At 57.1% G+C, this 19,245-nt stretch carries 20 protein-coding genes; 12 read left to right on the forward strand and 8 right to left on the reverse strand.

Annotation, left to right across the window (positions count from 1 at the left end):
* Nucleotides 1-76: 76 nt before the first annotated feature.
* Nucleotides 77-406 (reverse strand): hypothetical protein, encoded by a 330-nt coding sequence (locus tag GR212_RS19925; RefSeq protein WP_163988604.1) that lies wholly within the window; start codon nt 404-406, stop codon nt 77-79.
* Between the two features lie 789 nt (nt 407-1,195).
* Between GR212_RS19925 and GR212_RS19930 the strand changes: the two genes are divergently transcribed.
* The 4 genes from GR212_RS19930 (at nt 1,196) to GR212_RS19945 (ending at nt 6,607) form a co-directional block, all read left to right on the forward strand.
* A complete protein-coding gene (locus GR212_RS19930) occupies nt 1,196-2,299 on the forward strand; it encodes a porin (protein ID WP_163988606.1) in 1,104 nt (367 codons plus the stop codon).
* A gap of 646 nt (nt 2,300-2,945) precedes the next feature.
* A complete protein-coding gene (locus tag GR212_RS19935) occupies nt 2,946-3,518 on the forward strand; it encodes a sugar dehydrogenase complex small subunit (protein ID WP_163988608.1) in 573 nt (190 codons plus the stop codon).
* 2 nt (nt 3,519-3,520) lie between these two features.
* Nucleotides 3,521-5,167: a GMC family oxidoreductase gene (locus tag GR212_RS19940; protein WP_163988610.1), complete on the forward strand. Its 1,647-nt coding sequence runs from the start codon at nt 3,521-3,523 to the stop codon at nt 5,165-5,167.
* Nucleotides 5,168-5,170: 3 nt separating this feature from the next.
* On the forward strand, nt 5,171-6,607 hold the full coding sequence (locus GR212_RS19945) for a cytochrome c (RefSeq protein WP_163988612.1): 1,437 nt from the start codon (nt 5,171-5,173) through the stop codon (nt 6,605-6,607).
* 247 nt (nt 6,608-6,854) lie between these two features.
* Here the strand turns inward: GR212_RS19945 and rctB are convergent, their stop codons facing one another.
* Together rctB and GR212_RS19955 are read right to left on the reverse strand one after the other, a co-directional pair.
* Nucleotides 6,855-7,178, reverse strand: a complete 324-nt coding sequence (gene rctB / locus GR212_RS19950) for an SMa0974 family conjugal transfer regulator (RefSeq protein WP_163988614.1) — start codon at nt 7,176-7,178, stop codon at nt 6,855-6,857.
* Nucleotides 7,179-8,301: 1,123 nt separating this feature from the next.
* Entirely contained in the window at nt 8,302-8,961 is a 660-nt protein-coding gene (locus tag GR212_RS19955) for a hypothetical protein (protein WP_163988616.1), read from the reverse strand.
* A 144-nt stretch (nt 8,962-9,105) separates the two neighbouring features.
* Here GR212_RS19955 and GR212_RS19960 point away from each other — a divergent pair, with 144 nt between their 5' ends.
* Both GR212_RS19960 and GR212_RS19965 read left to right on the forward strand, forming a co-directional pair.
* Entirely contained in the window at nt 9,106-9,378 is a 273-nt protein-coding gene (locus tag GR212_RS19960; protein WP_163988618.1) for a helix-turn-helix domain-containing protein, read from the forward strand.
* A gap of 267 nt (nt 9,379-9,645) precedes the next feature.
* Nucleotides 9,646-10,008 (forward strand): FRG domain-containing protein, encoded by a 363-nt coding sequence (locus GR212_RS19965; RefSeq protein ID WP_246725828.1) that lies wholly within the window; start codon nt 9,646-9,648, stop codon nt 10,006-10,008.
* 34 nt (nt 10,009-10,042) lie between these two features.
* Here the strand turns inward: GR212_RS19965 and GR212_RS37610 are convergent, their stop codons facing one another.
* The 3 genes from GR212_RS37610 to GR212_RS19980 form a co-directional block, all read right to left on the reverse strand.
* Nucleotides 10,043-11,035 carry an alpha/beta fold hydrolase gene (locus GR212_RS37610; protein ID WP_163988620.1) on the reverse strand — a complete coding sequence of 331 codons (993 nt, stop codon included), beginning with the start codon at nt 11,033-11,035 and terminating at the stop codon, nt 10,043-10,045.
* A gap of 9 nt (nt 11,036-11,044) precedes the next feature.
* A complete protein-coding gene (locus GR212_RS19975) occupies nt 11,045-11,323 on the reverse strand; it encodes a transposase domain-containing protein (protein WP_163988622.1) in 279 nt (92 codons plus the stop codon).
* A gap of 80 nt (nt 11,324-11,403) precedes the next feature.
* A complete protein-coding gene (locus tag GR212_RS19980; RefSeq protein ID WP_246725830.1) occupies nt 11,404-11,721 on the reverse strand; it encodes an ArsR/SmtB family transcription factor in 318 nt (105 codons plus the stop codon).
* Nucleotides 11,722-11,884: 163 nt separating this feature from the next.
* On the opposite strand from GR212_RS19980, the gene GR212_RS19985 reads away from it, so the two are divergent.
* The 5 genes from GR212_RS19985 (at nt 11,885) to GR212_RS20005 (ending at nt 15,785) form a co-directional block, all read left to right on the forward strand.
* On the forward strand, nt 11,885-13,108 hold the full coding sequence (locus tag GR212_RS19985) for an MFS transporter (RefSeq protein ID WP_163988626.1): 1,224 nt from the start codon (nt 11,885-11,887) through the stop codon (nt 13,106-13,108).
* A 459-nt stretch (nt 13,109-13,567) separates the two neighbouring features.
* On the forward strand, nt 13,568-14,128 hold the full coding sequence (gene msuE / locus GR212_RS19990; protein ID WP_163988628.1) for an FMN reductase: 561 nt from the start codon (nt 13,568-13,570) through the stop codon (nt 14,126-14,128).
* A gap of 58 nt (nt 14,129-14,186) precedes the next feature.
* On the forward strand, nt 14,187-14,363 hold the full coding sequence (locus tag GR212_RS19995) for a hypothetical protein (RefSeq protein WP_163988630.1): 177 nt from the start codon (nt 14,187-14,189) through the stop codon (nt 14,361-14,363).
* A gap of 65 nt (nt 14,364-14,428) precedes the next feature.
* On the forward strand, nt 14,429-15,013 hold the full coding sequence (locus GR212_RS20000; protein ID WP_163988886.1) for an RBBP9/YdeN family alpha/beta hydrolase: 585 nt from the start codon (nt 14,429-14,431) through the stop codon (nt 15,011-15,013).
* A 112-nt stretch (nt 15,014-15,125) separates the two neighbouring features.
* Entirely contained in the window at nt 15,126-15,785 is a 660-nt protein-coding gene (locus GR212_RS20005; protein WP_163988632.1) for a peroxiredoxin, read from the forward strand.
* Between the two features lie 63 nt (nt 15,786-15,848).
* Here the strand turns inward: GR212_RS20005 and GR212_RS20010 are convergent, their stop codons facing one another.
* Nucleotides 15,849-16,751, reverse strand: a complete 903-nt coding sequence (locus tag GR212_RS20010; RefSeq protein WP_163988634.1) for a LysR family transcriptional regulator — start codon at nt 16,749-16,751, stop codon at nt 15,849-15,851.
* A gap of 195 nt (nt 16,752-16,946) precedes the next feature.
* On the opposite strand from GR212_RS20010, the gene GR212_RS20015 reads away from it, so the two are divergent.
* Complete coding sequence (locus GR212_RS20015; RefSeq protein ID WP_163988888.1) at nt 16,947-17,981, forward strand: aldo/keto reductase; 1,035 nt, start codon at nt 16,947-16,949, stop codon at nt 17,979-17,981.
* 82 nt (nt 17,982-18,063) lie between these two features.
* On the opposite strand, the gene GR212_RS20020 is transcribed toward GR212_RS20015, so the two are convergent.
* On the reverse strand, nt 18,064-19,095 hold the full coding sequence (locus GR212_RS20020) for an aldo/keto reductase (RefSeq protein ID WP_163988635.1): 1,032 nt from the start codon (nt 19,093-19,095) through the stop codon (nt 18,064-18,066).
* Nucleotides 19,096-19,245: the final 150 nt, after the last annotated feature.

Here is a 19,245-nt window from a genome sequence, read left to right on the forward strand (position 1 = left end):
GCATCGGCCGGATCGCTTCAGCCCCCCGTGTCGTTTCGCCGCCATTTCAATGCTCGTTTCCGGCATGCTGGCGGGATTACTTTTCAGCGAGTAGACCACCGTTCGGAGCCACCAGTTCGGCATCCAGACGATTATATGTCGCCTGCACCATGTCGAGGTCGTTGAGGCGGCTGACGACAGCCAGCTCGATCATCACATTCGCGATTGCAGAATCGATGCGCAAGCGCGACGCAGTATATTTTTCGACAACCAGGGCAAGTGCGGATTCCGCATCGCCTCCAAGCGCAAAGTACAAATCCAGCGCTTTGTCGAGAAGGATTGCGCTACGGTGAGACGATGTTTGCGAGCCAATATCGCCTTCGCTCTGCACCACCAGCGCAACCGCTTTGTTTTGTAGTTCACTCATCTGAGACATCTCGCACGCTCTGGAGCCAATCTTTGCCGAAACTGCCCGTCGCTTGGGCAACGGCACTTTCCGGACTGTATCTAGCGCACGAAGTTTAACGCGAAGCTGACGTGTCGATCCGCACGAAGAGGGAACACCGGATTGAAGTGACGAGGTGGACGGCTCTCCCGATTGTACATCTTGGCAGCCACGGTTTTGCACAACAATGCCCGGTGCGTAGGCCGCGCGCCTCATCACTCCGGCCTACGCAAGGAGCCGTGGAGTAGTCTCGAGGCTCATGTCCTCGCCTTTGTCACAGCCTGCAACTTCGCCGAACAGCTCAAGGTGCCGCGATGGAGAACGCTGAATTGCCCTGTCAGGCGATCTGCAACGCTTGGACTGAGCAAGCGTCAATCTTCAGGATCAATCCGATGCTTCAACCTCGCCGAAATCTGCCATTGCGCCCAAATTTGGCAACAGCAATCTCATTCGTCAGCCTGGCGCCATCGATTCCGATCTCTGGCCCATGCTCTGTGTTCAAAGATCGGCTGCCGCCGATTGCGATTAAAGTAGCCGATGATCGATTCACCCTGTGATTGTGTCATTTTCGCAACGGCGAGTAATTTCCAGCGGCATTCACAATAGTTCGGTGCGCTTGGTATCTTGTCAAATCAGTGAAGCAGGTTCAGGAAATAGTTCGCGGGGCTTACTACTTCGCACCTGATTATAGGGAACGTGAACGGGATGGGGTGGGGAATGCCGACTTTCGGCTTGGTATCTCATACCCAATCAAGAAAGATTGGAGTTATTATGAACATCAAGAGCCTTCTTCTCGGCTCCGCTGCTGCGCTGGCAGCAGTATCTGGTGCTCACGCGGCTGACGCTATCGTTGCAGCTGAGCCGGAGCCGCTGGAATACGTCCGCATCTGCGACGCATACGGTGCAGGCTACTTCTTCATCCCGGGTACCGAAACCTGCCTCAAGATCGGTGGCAAGGTTCGTACTGAAGGTGAGTGGTACAACGCTTACAACCGTGACAGCAAGCAGGGCACGCTGTGGCACACTCGTGCCGAGCTGAACGTCGACACCGCGACCGACACCGAATACGGTCCGCTGAAGACCGAAACCATCGTTCGCTGGGACTGGAACGACGGCGGCTCCACCTCCACCAACCTGCTGTGGTCCTACATCAGCCTCGGCGGCTTCACGGTCGGTAAGAAGGACTCCCAGTACAACCTGTACATCGGTTACGCTGGCGACGTCATCAACGACGACGTGATCTATGACGGCCCGTACGAACTCAACCAGTTGACCTATGAATACGACGGCGGCAACGGCTTCTCGGCTGTGATCTCGCTCGAAGATTCCAACTCCAGCGGCTCGGGCGCTGCCTACGGCGCAAGCTGGGCAACGGACGACAAGGCCAACCATTACGCTCCTGACGTTGTTGCCGGTGCCGGCTTCAAGTCTGGCGCATGGGGCTTCAAGGTCGTTGGCGGTTACGACTCGATCAAGTCGGAAGGCGCGATCAAGGCTCGTGTAGACGCTGACTTCGGCGGCTTCTCGGCATTCTTGATGGGTGGCTGGAACACCGACGGCGACCAGCTCAACAAGTACGCAGGTACCAACCAAGACGTTTCCGCTTGCACGGCGCCGAATGGCACCGTCAATGCAGCGAAGTGCGGCTGGGGTGACTGGGCTGTCTGGGGTGGCGTTGGCGTTCCGGTCAACGATAAGCTGAAGTGGAACCTCCAGCTCGCCTACACCGACTCGAAGATCTTCGAAGCAACCACGAACCTGAAGTTCAACCCGGTGAAGGATCTCCTGGTCGAGCCGGAATTGACCTACGTTCACTACGACTATGCCAAGGACGATACGGTTTCTGGTATCCTGCGCTTCGAACGCAATTTCTAATAGATAGTTCCGGGCCTGTACCGGACCAAGGGAGCCCGACATACTTATGTGTCGGGCTTTTTTCGTTGACCAGTCGACGTCTGGTCGAAGAAAAAGGCCGCCTCGTTTTCATCACGGACTCGGGCTTTGATATTTTTGCCGAATTCGTGCTCAGGCGAGTGTCGCTATGAGCTTAATCATTCCATTGAGATTTGCCATTGAGATTTGACCGGGCGCGTTGGAATGAACCCGTGTGGCGAGACCACAGGGCCGCGTCAAACTAAGCCTCCGTTGAGCAAGCAGGGTTCCCAATTCTTGCAGGGACATCAAGCTTATCTCACTAAGGTGGCCCCAGCGCCCACTGATAGTCGCCATCCCGCCTCAATCCTTTCAGCGGGTCGCATGCGCTGCCGACTTGCATTTTCGCAAGGATGCCTTCAGGTCGGGTGCGATCCTTGCTTGAATGCGGCAACATTTTAGACATTTGCGAAATTCATTTGGGCAAGGAACAATCATTCCTAGAATCGATATTGACGTTAATCGGCGCAGGGATGACAAACGGAGTTGCATTTCGACCCCGCCCCATTGGACGTCGTGCCGAAAACAAACTGATTAGGCTCAAGAGATACGGCCGAGCAGTCCCACTCGGTCAGTTCAGCGGATGACCATGACAAAAGAACAGTATGATCAGGCCGGATTGACGGAAAGCAATACCGTTCCCAGATATCTGAAAACCACGCGCCGCCAATTGCTGGCTGGTTCTGCCTTGTTGCTTGCCGATCTAGCATTCCACACCCCGGCACTGGCTGAAACGGAATCATCTGCCGCACACGCGGCCTTTCTGACGCTGTCGCTTAGGATAACGGGCAAAGATCAGCTCTCGCCGGCCACGGCAGGCCGGATTCTTGCAGCGCTTGCAGCGGACGATCCGGCTTTACCGGTGAAGATTGAAAAGCTGAGCGAGCTTTCGACCTCGGCCATCTCTCCAGCGGCCCTCAAACAGGCGGCTGCAACTGTCGGTCTCGATGGCGTCGTGATGGCAATCGTATCTGCTTGGTATACCGGGACGATCGACACCAAGGCCGGACCCGTTGTTGTCGCCTACAAGGATGCCCTGATGTATCAGCCGGTCGCCGATGGTTTGACCGTGCCGACCTATTGCAACCGGGGACCTCTCTGGTGGAGCGATCTTCCTCCACAAGTCACCCGCATCCCGCAAAACAATCCGAAAGTGCTGTAATCATGACATCTCCTGTTTTCTCAAATGGCGATGCGACAGCGGACGTCGCTATTGTCGGATCCGGCGTTGTCGGCGCTCTGATTGCCGAGCAGCTGGCAGCTGCAGGCCATGCCGTTCTCGTGCTGGATGCCGGCTTGCGGATCGAGCGCGCACAGGCTGTGGAAAACTGGCGCAATATGCCTTTCAAGAACCGCGCCGGCTCGGACTTTCAAGGATTGTATCCGCAGTCCAAATGGGCGCCGGCGCCGCTTTATTGGCCTGAGAACAACTATGTCGAGCTGTCCGGGCCCGACGGCAAGGGTTTCAAGCAGGGTTATCTTAAAACGGTCGGTGGTACGACCTGGCACTGGGCGGCTTCGTGTTGGCGGCATCTGCCCGTCGATCTCAAAATGCGCTCGACCTATGGTGTCGGCCGTGACTGGCCGATTTCCTACGACGAACTCGAGCCCTATTACTGTCGCGCGGAGGACGCGATGGGAGTTGCCGGCCCCAATGATCCGGCGCTGCAGTCGCCGTCTGAACGCAGCAAGCCCTATCCGATGGACATGGTTCCCTGGAGCTACGGCGACAAGCGCTTTGCCGAAATCGTCAATGCGCATGGCTATCGTTCCGTCCCCATCCCGCAGGGGCGCAGCACAAAACCCTGGAAGGGACGTCCGACCTGCTGTGGCAACAATAACTGTCAGCCCATCTGTCCGATCGGTGCCATGTATAACGGCATTCATACCGTCCTGGCGGCGGAAGAACTCGGCGCGGTCGTGCTTTCCGAAGCGACCGCCTATAAGATCGATACCGACGAGAACAATCGCATCACCGCCATCCATTGGTACGACAACGAACATCGCTCGCACAAGGTAACGGCAAAGACCTTTGTCGTCGCCTGCAACTCGATGGAATCGCCTCGCCTGCTATTGGCGGCGGCAAACGACCGTAATCCGGCGGGCATTGCGAACTCGTCCGATCAAGTTGGCCGAAATATGATGGATCATTCCGGATTTCACTGTTTCTTCCAGGCGGCCGAGCCTCTCTGGATCGGCCGCGGACCGGCGCAGAGCAGCTGTCTCGTCGGCCCGAGAGACGGCACCTTCCGCTCCGAATATTCGGCCAACAAGATGATCCTGAACAATATCACGCAGGTGACGACGGCAACGTCGGCGGCACTTGCCAAAGGTCTTGTCGGCGAGGAGCTCGATGCGGAAATCCGCAAGCGGACGGTCCACGGTGTCGACCTTTCGATCAGCCTCGAGCCGCTGCCGGATCCGAAGAACCGGGTCACGCTCAGCAAGACCAGGCGCGATCCGCACGATATCCCCTGTCCTGACGTCTACTACGATGTCGGTGACTACGTGCGTAAAGGCTTCGACGCGGCGAGCCGCCAATTGCAGGAAATCGGCCAGTTGTTCAGCGCGTCGGACTTCCAGATCACCACGTCCCTCAATGCAAACAACCACATCATGGGCGGATGCATCATGGGCAGTGATCCGAAGGATTCGGTCGTTAATGGCGACTGTCGTGCCCACGATCACGTCAATCTGTGGATTCCCGGTGGATCGGCCATACCATCGGCAAGCGTCGTCAACAGCACGCTCACCATGGCTGCTCTCGGCATCAAGGCGGCAGACGATATTTCACGCGTGCTGAGGGCGTGAACCATGAGGATATCATCTCTCGTCGTTTCGATAGTCTCCGCTCTTGGCACAATTGGCTCCAGTGCGCAGGCACAGACGCTTACCGATGCGGCACTCGTCGAAAGGGGGCATGCTGTTGCCACGGCAGCTGATTGCATGGCATGCCACACGGTGCCGCGCACGGGCAAGCCTTTTGCAGGCGGCTATGCAATCGTCTCTCCCTTGGGAACGATCTACTCGACGAATATCACTCCGTCAAAGACGTCGGGCATTGGCGGCTATAGCGAGGCCGAGTTCTCCCGCGCCGTTCGCCAGGGCATCCGCAAGGACGGCGCCCATCTCTACCCGGCCATGCCCTATGATTCCTATGCGGGCATCACCGACGAAGATATGCACGCGCTTTATGCTTACTTCATGCACGGCGTCGAACCGGTGGACGAGGTGTCAAAAGAGCAGACGGCGCTGCCGTTTCCGTTCAACCTGCGTTTCTCCATGGCGTTCTGGAACGTGCTCTATGCCGGCACGACACCTTTTACTCCAGTTGCAGGCGTCAGTGCCGAGATCAATCGCGGCGCATATCTCGTCAATGTCCTTGGGCACTGCACGTCCTGCCACACGCCGCGAAACGCCCTGATGGGGGCCATTCAAAGCGAAGCACTTGCCGGAGGCTTCGTTGGCCCCTGGTATGCGCCGAATATCACCTCCGATCCTGTCAGTGGTATCGGCGGCTGGACGCCGGACGAACTGGTCGCCTATTTGCGTACCGGGCATGCCAAAGGGAAGAACCAGGCGGCCGGTGGCATGGCAGAAGCTGTCCAGAACAGCCTGCAATATTTGCCTGAGAGCGATCTCGCCGCGATCGCGGCCTACTTGAAAAGCACAGATCCCATCCGAGACAAGACTGAGGAGCGGGCTGCTTACGAATTCGGCTCCCCGCATAGCGACGAGGACAGCATTCGCGGCACCTATCCACCGACAGCGCATGACAGCCTGGCAAGCGGCAAGGAACTTTACAGCGGTTATTGCGCCAGCTGCCATCAGCCAAACGGGGCTGGCAGCGACGATCAGGCCTATCCATCCTTGTTCCACAACACGGCAACGGGTTCGATCCGGCCCGCCAACCTCGTGGCTGTGATCCTTTACGGCATCGATCGGGAGGTCGATGGCAAGGAAGTGCTGATGCCGGGCTTCGGCAAGCAGTCTTACGTGACGCCTTTGACGGATCGGCAGATCGCGGATCTGTCCAACTACGTGCTGCAGAATTTCGGAAACTCCCAGGCGAATGTGACACCCGACGACGTCGCGATGGCCCGGACGGGTGGCCCGAAGCCCATCCTCGCAACCGTTCAACCGTTCATTCTTCCAACATTGGTCGGGATTGCCATTGTCATTATCCTGATCGCCGCCGGCTGGTTCATCGGCAAGCGCAGGCGGCGGTTGGCGCCGGTGGCAGCGCGGTGAAAGGGATCTGATCGGATAGATTGCGGGAGATTGAATTTAGCGTAGCGAGTTCGACCGTATCGACAGTTCCGGACTATTGGCGGTGATCTATGAAGATGGAGAATGTTCCGTTGCTCTGATCCGCCGCAAGGAAGCAATCTATTGCAAGCGGGCACACTTTAGCAGACGGTTGATCTTTGGGCTTCAACTGAATTTGTGCAGGAGGGAATGGAACTGGCATGCCTTCATCCATTCTTACCTTTGCCAATCAAACTCCTGTCGTGGCGAATGGAATTTCCGTTCCGGGTATCCACTCAATGCCATCTGTCAAAATTTTAGGTAGGTCCGAAAGACTTCCCTCGATGATGGTTTGAATGCCATAAAAAATTAGGATGTCCTGCGTGGAAATGCGAAACAGCAGTTTATTGTCTCCTGGTCTGAGAATTGCGTTTCCTTCACCGAAATTGATAAGCCAATCAACGTCGTCACGGGAGATCGACTGACAGAGTTGACTTATGCGGTTGCATATGTGCTTGAGGGACAGAAGCGAATTGTCAACATGGACGAATCCCTCGACAATATAATCTTGCATGTGATTTCCTGCTAGTTGCGGGCGCTATCCATCGTCGGAGAAGTGTCTTGATCGTAATGGGCCGAGCTGCTGGTGTGTGAAAGTCAGCTTGCTAGCGCGTGCCGGCAATTCGGATGAAAAGGCCGCAAGTCACGGCACCATAATGTGTGTGCGGTTTTGAGCAGATTCTTGACGATTCCGATTTGCGCCTGGCTGCGACGTGGCCATGCGATCCTCCTATTCCCGTGGCTGCCTCTTGCAATGCAGGATCGAATTCGGGAACGAGCTGTCTACAATGGCCCGTTTTACCAAAGTCACATTGCTGTTGTAATGGCCAACCGATGGGAGAAGATTCGCAAATAATCGGATTTCGTCAATTTATAAGCCTTATTTAAAATATGATTAGCTGATCTAATACCTGAGACAGATTTGATGCCGGAGCCTGCCAGATTACCTACCAACACAGTTTTCAGTTATGACAAAAGCAGCTGGAAATATCGGTCAGATGATTGCATGACCTCCGGATCGTCCATCGTGGGATCGCACTGCAGGTTGCTTTGCGGCATATCATATGACTGGCACCAGTGGCATATTGTCTATGGCCAGTCTCTCCGGGCGACGTGAATCCAGCTTCTCGGATAGAATGCAGAGCCCTTCGAACGAGCATCCTCAGCGACGAGCAGCTTTTGGTAAGGTCACTCTTTCTTGCTCGCTCATGGCTTCAGCGGAGTTCCATACCCAAGTTGTCAACTCGATTCATGAAAGGTTCGAGCATCCATGCTTTCGCCGTCGGGGAGAACCATGAGGATTGGAGCGACGCGGCATATTCCGGTAAAAAGGTCTTCAATATGCCGCTCAGCCATGTCGTCATTGTCGTCTTATACTGTATGGCGATAGCTGAGAAACTTTCGTTTTGTAGTGTATACTCTGTGGATGAATACTCTGCAGATCGCAATAAGTGGTCGAACGGATGCTCGAGGTACTTTTGCACGAAATCTGGTGAGGTTTCGAAACGCCCGAGAGCTGAGCCAGGAAGGGCTTGCCTTCTTGGTCGAGGTCCATTGGACGGTGATAAGCGACTACGAATGTTGCAGACATTCACCAACATACGAGAACATGATCAAGCTTGCCACAGCACTCTAGGTCACCGTTGAGGACCTAATAAGGCAATCGCCCGAAGGCTAGGGGTCTCGGTTTTGATCATTGCCAGCAGATCTGTCAACACGGAGCGCAGCGGCGGCCACGGGAACTCGTCGCAATCGGGTGATGCTATCCCCATGGTGAGAACGACGTGCAACTTGGCAATCACCCCTTCGATGGAGTGCGCTCGCATATCCCACAGGTCTGCTGCCAGGGCACACTCGCGATCGGCGGCTACGCTTTCGGCTTCTCGAGCTTGTGTATATCCCGTAACGCTGCAGCCTTTAGTCCAGCGACTGAGCTGCGCCGACAAGGCATCTTTTGCCCTATCCCGGGCTTCAGCCAGATCATCGCCTTTGAGCCAATATTCAATCTCGGCCTCGCTTTGCACGGCGATGGGATCGACCTTTCCAGCAACGTCGATTTTTATGACGGGAAAACCGATGGTCTCCGTCAGCTGGACCTCGAGGCGCTGTTGCAGATGGCATAGTATGGTAAACTCGCGATGCGCCTCATTCCACGCCCACCATGTTCCCAAGGTCGAATCAGCATTGGGATCGTCTCCAACGCGATGTTCTGTTCGGGCTAGAAAATCTGTGGTGTATGACAGAATGTTTAGGCGGGTATTTGCAGACAAACTTCTGCTATTCTCAGAATCAGCCATGATCCGAGCTCCACTAAGCTTGGTTGTGGTTAGGCTGCATTCGGTGTTCCTAGCACTGAGTGCAGCCGCAGTTTACTTGGCCTCGGCTCTTTCAAGACTGAGCTTCAGACTCAAGCGACGTACTAAATATCACAAGAGACAAAATTGATCAATTCGAAATCATATGATGTCAACAAAATCACCGGAGCTCAATTGCGGGCGGCGCGTGCGCTAATCCGCTGGAGCGCAAAAGATCTCGCAAACGCAGCTGGCGTTGGTGTTGCGACAGTGAGCCGAGCCGAAGTTGAGGATGGTATTCCGCCTATCACAAATGCAAACTTAACAGCCATTCGGTTGGCTTTGGAAGCCGCAGGGATAGAGTTTATTCCTAAAAATGGCGGCGGTGTCGGCGTACGTTTCAAGAATATTACGCCGTGAGGACCGCAGTGCGGTGCTTTGATGCGGCTTGGACATGTGACCAGTTTAATCATTTGTAACCGGAGAAGGCGGCGCCAGCGCGAAAGTAATACTCGGTTACAAGGTACGATCGATCATGGACGAAATGGCATCAAGTGTCGCGCTCATAGGTGATCCCATCGCTGTTTCGCAAAAACTAGAGCGAATGGCGGTACCTCTGGCAGGAGGGAGACGATCTCCCGGGAGCTCCTGACAGCGCAGGAGACCGCATTCTCGAGCGACGAGTATATGCTCGACAAGCTGGTGAGGACGCAGTGCTACGGGCTGTCGACACGGCTCCTCAGCGTCACGTCGAATCCGCTGAACGCCCTGTATTTTTGCTGCGCAGGCTTGAGGGTAGACAATGATGGAAACGAGATCGATGGCAAAGTCATCGTGCTATCGACGAAGTCATCCGAAGTCCGCTTCTTCGACGCCGACACCGTGAGCTGCATCGCGAAACTGGCGCTGATGGCAGAGTCGGAAAAGGATGCGCTAGACACAAGCATGGAGGCGGGCGCCTTCAACGGGACGGACGAATGCAAGAAGCTTCTCCACTTCATCAGAAGTGAGAAGCCGCACCTCGTAAGCGAGGTGCCGGTCGCACCTTGACTGAAATGATCGGTGATCGCTGCCCTGAGCAGGGCTACACTTTGGCAAAAAACTCTGCAGCTTTTCCCGCAACATCATCATGGACGACAGTTCTATTTAGCCGTTCGTGATCGATAAACAGTTCAGGCGCGGCTTCATGGCCAATTGCCGACCCTTCTGGAAGGAAAGTGTAATGGCCGACACCTCCGCCCAAAACTTCAAAATTACAGCGAGGGATATTTTGTGATAGCCATTCACAGCATTGTTTGGGCGGTGCGACATTATCTCCGTCACCACCTATCAGGTACACAGGCCGGTTGATCGCTTGAAGACTTTCCGGTGAAAAACCCAAGACGGAGCGGCCTGGAGCAATGGCGAAGACAGCGCGGATTCTGGGATCGGAAAAGTCACTTCGCCGCCGATCCCAAGACATCCGAAAAACTGGGTTCTCATATAGTCTTGGTAGTTCGTCGACGAGGTTTGGAAATTCTCGCGGGCCTCGGACAGGACTCTTTTCCGGGTTGCCTGGCTCGAACTGCGAGAATGCAACACGGGCTCCAGCCAATAATAAAGCCGTGTATGCGCCCGCCGAGAAGCCCGCAGCGAAAATCTGTTCGTCTGTCTCAACCCCCAATGAACTCCGCCAACTAGGCTCATCAAGGATAGCCGAAAGATCAACTGCTCGCTCCCACATGCAAAGGAAACCCTCCGCGCGATAGGGTTCAGAACCTGTGTGGCCGTGATGATTGACTGCTAACGCTACAAAGCCGCGCTGAGCTAGCCGGAATCCTAGCCACTCCAGTGCTTCCCCCGTAGCACCTGTTCCGTGCGAGAGGACAACCAGGGGAGGCACTTGGTTTGAGCGAGCTGGGGGTGCATTGAAGGCAACGGGTTCTTTCCGGAACCATGATTTCTTTAATGGCACGTGAGCCACCCAACTCTCGTCGGCGGGATACCAGGCTGTCCAAGCCAAGGGTCGTGCGGCGGTTCCATCCCAATTTAACCGGTGAGGATCAACGCAAATTCCCGTTTTGAAACCAACCTGCATAGCGCCCCATCATTGTTGTGGGATGTCTGAACCACTTGTATCGGCGTGAAATTCGCCTTGCTGGAGCCCAGCGACAAGAGGTTGCTTCTGGCTTTGTCCTTGCACGCGAGAGAGGGTGGCATAATTCCACGGCAAAAGCTCATCGACTCGACTCTGCTTGTGGCCGTTGACAATAGCGGTGAGTGCAGCGGTCTCCGACACGATTTGCGCTTTAACCTCAGCAGGCCAATTCCGGTGGGTCTCACGTCCAGACTTCCTAGCTGCGAGAAACTCCAGTGTACTCTCCATGGAGAAACTCCCGTTGCTCGTCCATGGATATGGTAGTGGCTCGACCTCAACGTTCTTGAGCCTCCGTCTTTGGAAGCGCGTCAGCCGTCAGCCGTTCCGGGATGCCATGCCTTTACCAAGCGGAGCAAGCCGGGAAATCGTGCCTCCAGATCCTCATTCCGTACGCGACTGCGACGCTCCAGGCCGTATTGCCGCTGCCGTATGAGCCCCGCTTCTCGCAGCACTTTGAAATGGTGCGTTAGCGACGATTTCGGCCGGTCGAAACCAAACCATCCACAGGCGTGGTCATAGGCTTCCGACTCCAGAAGCAGCTTGTGGACGATGGTCAGGCGCAAAGGGTCAGCGAGCGCGCCCATGATGACATCCAGACGTAAATCGTCCGCCGCCGGTTCGGGCAATGGTGGCGGAAGTTCCTCGGAAGTGGGGTCGGTTCTGATTATCGCAAAGGTCATGAGTGCTTTGTAGCACCAAGTACGATTCTTGTCGAACAGATATGTACGAGTTTAATCGAACCATGCTAAGTACGATTTAATTCGTACTGTCCCACGGAGCCCACCACCTATGTCGTCGCTAGAATCTTCTCATACCGCGCATTCGCCCTTCGAGATCACGGCCCATTCGCCATGGCGAATGTGGACGGCCGCCTGGATCATCACCGCGGTCTTCATTCTCTCCAACTCCGCCACCCCGCTTTATGTGCGATGGCAGGCGGCGATCGGCTTCTCATCGTCGACGCTGACCGTCATCTTCGCCGCCTATATCCTGGGCCTGTTGCTGACTCTGCTGGTCGCCGGACAATTCTCCGACCGCTATGGGCGCCGTCCGGTACTCTTGCCGGGGCTGGCGGCTGCGATCTTTGCCTGCCTGCTGTTCGCCAGCGCGCATTCGGTACTCATGCTGATTGTTGCGCGCTTCCTTTCAGGCGTTGCTGTCGGTGTTGTCGTGTCGGCGGGCATGGCAGCGGTGGTTGACCTCGGTGGCCCGGAGCGCAAGCGCCAAGCTTCTCTGATCGCGTCTGTTTCCATGGTTCTTGGCGCCGGTCTCGGGCCGTTGCTGGCGGGCAGTCTCGCCTTGTTGCTGGCAAACGCCGTGATCCCGATCTTTGCCGTCGAACTTGCCGTTCTTCTGACGGCGCTGGTTGTGTCGCTGACCCTGCCGCTGACGCATCGCGGCACGCCCGCCGACCATAACTGGCGGCTGCACCTGCCGAGCGTTCCACACGCCAATCGTCGGCACTTGCTTTTCGGGATTGCGGTTTTCGGGCCTGGCATCACCGCGACCTCCTTCGTGCTGGCTCTCGGGCCATCTTTGCTGTCGCATCTTCTCGGCGTCACCAGCCCGCTGATCGCCGGAGGCATGGCCTGCTGCATGTTCCTGGCCGCGACAGGCGTGCAGTTCGCCGCTCGCCGGTTCTCTGTGCGCACCATTTTGCTGTGCGGGGCGACGGCGACGGTCCTCTCCATGGCAGGAATTGCGTTTGCGGTGGCATCGTCGAATGCCGCAACGCTGATTGTTGCGGCGCTTCTCGCCGGGAGCGGCCAGGGCCTTGGGCAACTCGGTGGTCTGACCCTTATCGGCCTGCATGTGCCGGGCAACCATAGAGCTGAAGCAAACGCCGTTCTCAACATTGGCGGTTACATCCCTGCTGGTTTGATGCCCGTCGCGATAGGGTTCATTATCGACGCCGTTGGCCTTTCGCTCGGTGCAACGCTGTTTGCAGCGGTGCTGGCTTTTATCGCCGTGCTCGGCGGGGCTTTGGTTTTCCGCAAACTCGCCAGGGATTGATGGTGAGTGAGCGTATCAATCAAGCGACGTGCTGCTTGATGTGATGATCGCCCTTCTGCTCGGCCCGACCGTTGGTTGTTGTCAATCCAACGGTCGCAGCCATTGGGAATTGTTTGGCCGTCATTCGAGGCGGTGCGAGCTGGCAAAACTCTCTTCAGAGCGAGGCTCGTCGTTGTGATCACGACGCAATTCGGTGCGCTCGAACCTTCTGCCGGGGATCCGGCTCCTCTGTTCCAACTTCAGTCTGGCAATACGCCGGCAATGTGACGCTACGACATATGTTGAAGCTCAAGTTGCAGTCCAACACCAGTCAGGTGAGGCCTCATCCGAGAGGTTGCGTTGCTGGAAAGAGATTTCCGTTTCCGGCGAACTGAGAGATGGCTGTTTCTTTTAATCTACTATTTTTGTGGACAATATTCGCGATATCGAAAACGTGTTTTATCTTCTGAAGGGATGAGAATGAGCGCCCCCAAACTCGTCGGTATCGCCGGCAGCTTCAACCGGCCATCGAAAACCTACGCGCTCGTCCAGACTGTTACCGATCTGGCGAGCGAGCGTTATGGTTTTAAAAGCAGGGTCTACGATCTGCACGATGTTGGTCCCTCGCTCGGTGCTGCCCAGTGGCGCAAGGATCTCGATGAACAGGCGAAGGGCGTGATCGATGAGATCGTGTCATCCGATGCTCTCATCATCGGTTCGCCGACCTTCAAGGGATCCTATCCCGGTCTTTTCAAGCACCTTATCGATCTCATCGATCCGCACGAACTGCGCGCCAAGCCGATCATCATCACGGCGACGGGCGGCGGAGACAGGCATGCGCTGATGGTCGAGCATCAACTGCGGCCGCTTTTCGGCTTCTTCATGGCGCATACCTTGCCGACGGCCGTCTACGCGTCGGATCGGGACTTTACAGACTACAAGGTCTCGGCGGAACCACTCGCTGGCCGCATCAATGAGGTTGTCGGCGAACTCGCCGCTTTCTTTCCGCATCCGGTAACGGTGCTTGCGGCAGCAGAATGAAGGGTTGATGGCGGTCGTGCGCGACCGTCTTGGATATGTCAACGGAATGGAGGGTTACATGAAGTGGAATGTCATCAGCCGCCTGAAGACGATTTTTGCGGCACCTGCGTTGCAGCGGACGGATCCTCGCAGCCCGTCCACTGATTGGATCGGCGTCGACGAGCGGGATCGGGAGCTCTCCGCTCGCGACTACGAGATCTATTACTGGTGCTCCACACCGGCGCCCTGGTACTGAAAGGATGCGCCATTGATTTCGTGTCGCGAGTTGAGCTCTCCAGCACTAATCGTCGCGAGGCTCCCATGACCAGAGTGCTGATTGTGCCCGGGCTGTTCGGTTCGGGTGAAGGGCATTGGCAGCGCTACTGGCTGAAAGATCATCCCGATGTCCGGCTTGTCGAGCAGGACGACTGGGATTTTCCCAATCTTGGCAGCTGGATGGCAAAGCTGGAAGCGGCGTTGGAAGAAGCCGGCGAGGCCTATATCGTCGCTCATAGCCTGGGCTGTGTGCTAACGGCAAAATTGGCCAGGCGGCCGGCTGCGCGAAGGATAAAGGGGGCGCTCCTCGTGGCACCGTGCGATATTCCGGTGACTGAGACGCTTCACGCCGGCCATCTCACGTTCGGCACGATGCCGACTGAAGCGCTGCCGTTTCCCAGCATTACGGTCGGAAGCCTGAACGACATCTACATGAGGCTTGACCGTCTCACCATGTTCGGGCGCCTGTGGAACACCGATGTTCGCAATATCGGCCTGGCCGGGCATATCAATATTGCCAGCGGGTTCGGACGGTGGCCGAGCGGCTATGGTTTCCTGGAAATGCTGAAGGCGCGTACCAGGCATCGCCGGCCGCAAGGATTTTCGACGGCAATTGCAGCTTCCATTTAAACGAGGGGCTTTTCATATTGAACGTTCGACGCCATTGTGCGGCGGATTTTTTTGATCCCGCCCTCGGCCGCCATTTCAGGCGTGCAACGCGGCGGCTTTTGGAGGTAAGGCAATGAGTTTGCGCATCAACGATATCGCTCCGGATTTTACGGCGGAAACGACGCAAGGCAGCGTTCAGTTTCATGATTGGATCGGCAATGGCTGGGCCGTGCTGTTCTCGCATCCGAAGAACTTTACGCCGGTCTGCACGACAGAACTGGGCGCGATGGCTGGCCTCGAAGGCGAGTTCCGCAAGCGCGGCGTTAAAATCATCGGCATTTCGGTCGATCCGGTCGAAAGTCATGGTCGTTGGAAGAACGACATCAAGACGGCGACCGGTTTCGATGTCGATTATCCACTGATCGGCGACAAGGATCTTAAGGTCGCCAAGCTCTACGACATGCTGCCGGCGGGTGCCGGCGAGAGTTCCGAGGGGCGCACCCCTGCCGACAATGCCACGGTTCGCTCCGTTTTTGTCATCGGCCCGGACAAGAAGATCAAGCTCATTCTCACCTATCCGATGACCACAGGTCGCAATTTTGGCGAGATCCTGCGGGCGATCGATTCGATCCAGCTGACGGCCAAGCATCAGGTTGCGACGCCGGCAAACTGGCAGCAGGGCGAAGATGTCATCATCACGGCTGCCGTCTCCAATGAAGATGCCATCACCCGTTTCGGCTCGTTCGATACCGTATTGCCCTATCTGCGCAAGACCCGCCAACCGACCGCCTGATCGAATTGGACGACTGAGGTTTGCGAATAATCAGGTGCGGCCTTAACGGCCGCATCGCTTTTTTCACAGACGTACATTTTCGCGCAGGAACTCCAGCAATGCGCGCACACGGGCCGGCAAGGGGCCGCCCTGGCCGATGTAGATCGCGTGGAATTCTTCGACATCGCCGGGATTGAGATCCTCCAGCACCGTCAACAGGCGGCCTGACGCAATATCCGACTTGACGGTGAAAGCGGAGAGGCGAGCGAGGCCGGCGCCATCAAGGGCGAGATGCCGCATGGCCTCCCCATCGCCCACTTGCAGGCTCCGCGCTGCAGGGATTGTCACAACCTCGCCGTCGATGCGCAGCGGCCAGCCTTCGATTGCCCGGGAATAGGCAAAGCCGATGCGGCAATGTTTCTCCAGCTCGGCTGCTGAGCGGGGCGCACCGTGCCTTTGCAGGTAATTCGGCGAGGCGACGATGACCTTGCGCGTCGCTCCAAGTTTGCGGGCCGTCAAGCTGGAGCTTTTCAGAGGCCCGGCGCGGATGGCCACATCGGCGCGCTCTTCCATCAGATCGACGATCCGGTCTGTGTGGAAAATCTCAAGCGAAACGTTCGGGTGAAGTGCCATGAAGGCTGGAACAAGCGGCGCCAATGCATGGTTGCCGAACGAGCCGCTGGTATTGATGCGGATATGTCCTGCAACCTGCTCTCCTGCCGAGGCATGACGCTCGGCCTCAGTAATGTCTGCAAGAATGGCAACGCTGCGCTCAAAGAAGACGCAACCCTCCGGTGTCAGCTGCAGCCGCCTCGTTGACCGGTTGATGAGACGCGCGCCGAGGCGCTTTTCCAATCGCGTGACGAGCTTGCTAACGGCGGACGGCGTCATGCGGAAGGCGGTGGCTGCGGCGGTAAAGCCGCCGAGTTCAACAGCACGGACAAAGACTTCCATTTCACCGGAACGATTGATCTCTTGACGGCTCATGATGAATTCAAATCATAAATCATTTTCTTTTCGGTAATCTATATCAGCTTGTTCAGAGGATCTATCTCTTTGGAACGACCGGAGTGGTTTACCGTCTTCGCGGAAGCTGTGGACCGCTCCATCCTATTGTTTTTACGCAAGTCCGGACGGAAAGCTGCGGCGCCCTTTTCCGGAGTTGTTCCAAGGAGACAGATGATGGAATACCGAAATCTCGGAGCTTCTGGCCTGCGTGTCCCCGTACTCAGTTTTGGCGCCGGCACGTTTGGTGGCAGCGGACCGTTGTTCAGCGCCTGGGGCTCCACGGATGCCGAGGAAGCAAGGCGTTTGGTCGACATCTGCCTGGAGGCGGGAGTCAATCTCTTCGACACGGCGGATGTATATTCGGCTGGCGCTTCGGAGGAGGTGCTTGGCCGGGCGATTCGAGGCAGACGAGACGAAGTCCTGATCTCGACCAAGACGGCTCTTCCCATAGGCGACGGCCCCGCCGATTGGGGGACGTCACGCTCCCGGCTGATCAGATCGGTCGAAGCCGCCTTGCGTCGTCTCGGCACCGATTACATCGACCTGCTGCAGCTGCACGCCTTCGACGCATCGACGCCGGTCGAGGAGACGCTTTCCACGCTTGATGGGCTCGTGAAGGTGGGCAAGATCCGTTACATCGGCGCCTCGAATTTCTCCGGTTGGGAATTGATGAAGTCGCTGGCTGCTTCGGAGAAGCACTCCTATGTGCGTCATGTCGCCCATCAGGTCTACTATTCGCTTGCCGGCCGCGATTACGAATGGGAGCTCATGCCGCTGGGTCGCGATCAGAATGTCGGGGCACTGGTCTGGAGTCCGCTGGCATGGGGCAGGCTCACCGGCAAGATACGTCGTGGCCAACCATTGCCGGAGACCAGCCGGTTGCACGAGACTGCGACCTTCGGCCCACCTGTCGACGATGAGACGCTGTTCGATATCGTCGACGTGCTGGACGGGATTGCGGGTGAGACCGGCAAGAGCGTGGCGCAGATCGCGATCAACTGGCTCTTGAGCCGGCCGACGGTTGCAAGTGTCATTATCGGCGCCCGCAACGAAGAGCAGTTGCGGCAGAACCTCGGCGCCGTCGGCTGGACGCTTTCCAGGCAACAGGTGGAGGCGCTGGATAAGGCCAGCAAACAGGTTGTCCCCTATCCATACTTCCCGTATTGGCGCCAGGAAGGTTTCGCCAAGCTCAATCCGCCACTGGTTTGACGCAGGCAGACGATATCGTGGACCACTGGAGCAGTCGCGCTTAAGGAAGCGGAGCAACGTTTGCTCCGCTGCCAAAACGCTTTCAGCGGCCACCCTCGATCTTGCGGTGGCGCTGGTTTCTGCCGCCTTCACCATAGGGATAGGCAGCCGATTGCGGCGCGCTGACCTCGTTGAGCCTTTGCGTCTCCGCGTCCGTAAGCGTCAACTCAGCTGCTCCCAGGTTGTCTGCAAGCTGCGCAGACGTGCGTGCGCCAAGAATGACCGACGTGACCGCCGGCCGTGCTGCCGTCCAGGCGAGCGCTACCTGCGCCATGCTGACGCCGCGAGCTTTAGCGATCTCTTCGACGGTATCGATAATCGCCCAGGTTCGTTCCTGTGCGTTGCGGGCCGCATAGGACTCGCTGCCGCGGTTGGGATTCTCGCCGAGCCTGGTGGCCCCGGTTGGCGTTTCGTCACGCTTGTATTTGCCGGTCAGCCAACCGCCGCCTAGCGGCGACCAGGGCAGCAGGCCCATGCCGGCATCCAGGCAAGCATCGACGATCTCGAGTTCGATATCGCGGGCAAGCAGATTATATTGCGGCTGCAGCGTCACCGGCCGGGTGTATCCGCGGGCCTTGGCGATCTCGGCCGCCTTGGCAATGTGCCAGCCAACATAGTTGGAGAAGCCGTAATAGCCAATTTTGCCGGCACGCACGGCGTCATCGAGGAAGCGTAACGTCTCCTCAATCGGGGTCAATGCATCCCAGGCATGCATCTGATAGAGGTCGATATGATCGATGCCGAGGCGGCGCAAAGAGTCATCGAGAGCCTGGCCGAGATGCCGGCGCGAGAGCCCGATATCATTGGGGCCTTTGCCCATCGGAAAACGGCCTTTGGTGGCGACGACGGCCTGGCGGGCCTCTGTCGGACGCGCCTTCAGCCATCGGCCGATGATTTCCTCCGATTTTCCGGCGCTGTAGACGTCGGCTGTATCGATGAAATTGCCGCCCCATGCGAAATAATCGTCGAGAAGCCTATGTGACGCAGCCTCATCGGCTTCCGCGCCGAAAGTCATGGTGCCAAGGCAATAGGCTGTGACGACGGCCCCGCTTGGGCCGAGCTTGCGATAGTCCATTCCTGCCTCCTTTGAACGGAGCGCTGGTGCCCGATCGGCGAAACGGTCGGGAGAGCCGCAGGCTCCGTGATCCATAGCAATGTGGTGCTTGAGACGGCCTCCACCGTCGATGGGGGTTCGACGCTCGGCATTTTATTGCCGCGGCCGTAC

It is taken from the genome of Martinezella lusitana (genome assembly GCF_010668395.1).
GTDB lineage: Bacteria > Pseudomonadota > Alphaproteobacteria > Rhizobiales > Rhizobiaceae > Rhizobium > Rhizobium lusitanum_A.

Coding starts and splice junctions, on each gene's coding strand:
- GR212_RS19925 (WP_163988604.1), bottom strand. CDS start 406: ATGAGTGAACTACAAAACAAAGCGGTTGCGCTGGTGGTGCAGAGCGAA.
- GR212_RS19930 (WP_163988606.1), top strand. CDS start 1,196: ATGAACATCAAGAGCCTTCTTCTCGGCTCCGCTGCTGCGCTGGCAGCA.
- GR212_RS19935 (WP_163988608.1), top strand. CDS start 2,946: ATGACAAAAGAACAGTATGATCAGGCCGGATTGACGGAAAGCAATACC.
- GR212_RS19940 (WP_163988610.1), top strand. CDS start 3,521: ATGACATCTCCTGTTTTCTCAAATGGCGATGCGACAGCGGACGTCGCT.
- GR212_RS19945 (WP_163988612.1), top strand. CDS start 5,171: ATGAGGATATCATCTCTCGTCGTTTCGATAGTCTCCGCTCTTGGCACA.
- rctB (WP_163988614.1), bottom strand. CDS start 7,178: ATGCAAGATTATATTGTCGAGGGATTCGTCCATGTTGACAATTCGCTT.
- GR212_RS19955 (WP_163988616.1), bottom strand. CDS start 8,961: ATGGCTGATTCTGAGAATAGCAGAAGTTTGTCTGCAAATACCCGCCTA.
- GR212_RS19965 (WP_246725828.1), top strand. CDS start 9,646: ATGCTCGACAAGCTGGTGAGGACGCAGTGCTACGGGCTGTCGACACGG.
- GR212_RS37610 (WP_163988620.1), bottom strand. CDS start 11,035: ATGCAGGTTGGTTTCAAAACGGGAATTTGCGTTGATCCTCACCGGTTA.
- GR212_RS19975 (WP_163988622.1), bottom strand. CDS start 11,323: ATGGAGAGTACACTGGAGTTTCTCGCAGCTAGGAAGTCTGGACGTGAG.
- GR212_RS19985 (WP_163988626.1), top strand. CDS start 11,885: ATGTCGTCGCTAGAATCTTCTCATACCGCGCATTCGCCCTTCGAGATC.
- msuE (WP_163988628.1), top strand. CDS start 13,568: ATGAGCGCCCCCAAACTCGTCGGTATCGCCGGCAGCTTCAACCGGCCA.
- GR212_RS19995 (WP_163988630.1), top strand. CDS start 14,187: ATGAAGTGGAATGTCATCAGCCGCCTGAAGACGATTTTTGCGGCACCT.
- GR212_RS20000 (WP_163988886.1), top strand. CDS start 14,429: ATGACCAGAGTGCTGATTGTGCCCGGGCTGTTCGGTTCGGGTGAAGGG.
- GR212_RS20005 (WP_163988632.1), top strand. CDS start 15,126: ATGAGTTTGCGCATCAACGATATCGCTCCGGATTTTACGGCGGAAACG.
- GR212_RS20010 (WP_163988634.1), bottom strand. CDS start 16,751: ATGAGCCGTCAAGAGATCAATCGTTCCGGTGAAATGGAAGTCTTTGTC.
- GR212_RS20015 (WP_163988888.1), top strand. CDS start 16,947: ATGGAATACCGAAATCTCGGAGCTTCTGGCCTGCGTGTCCCCGTACTC.
- GR212_RS20020 (WP_163988635.1), bottom strand. CDS start 19,095: ATGGACTATCGCAAGCTCGGCCCAAGCGGGGCCGTCGTCACAGCCTAT.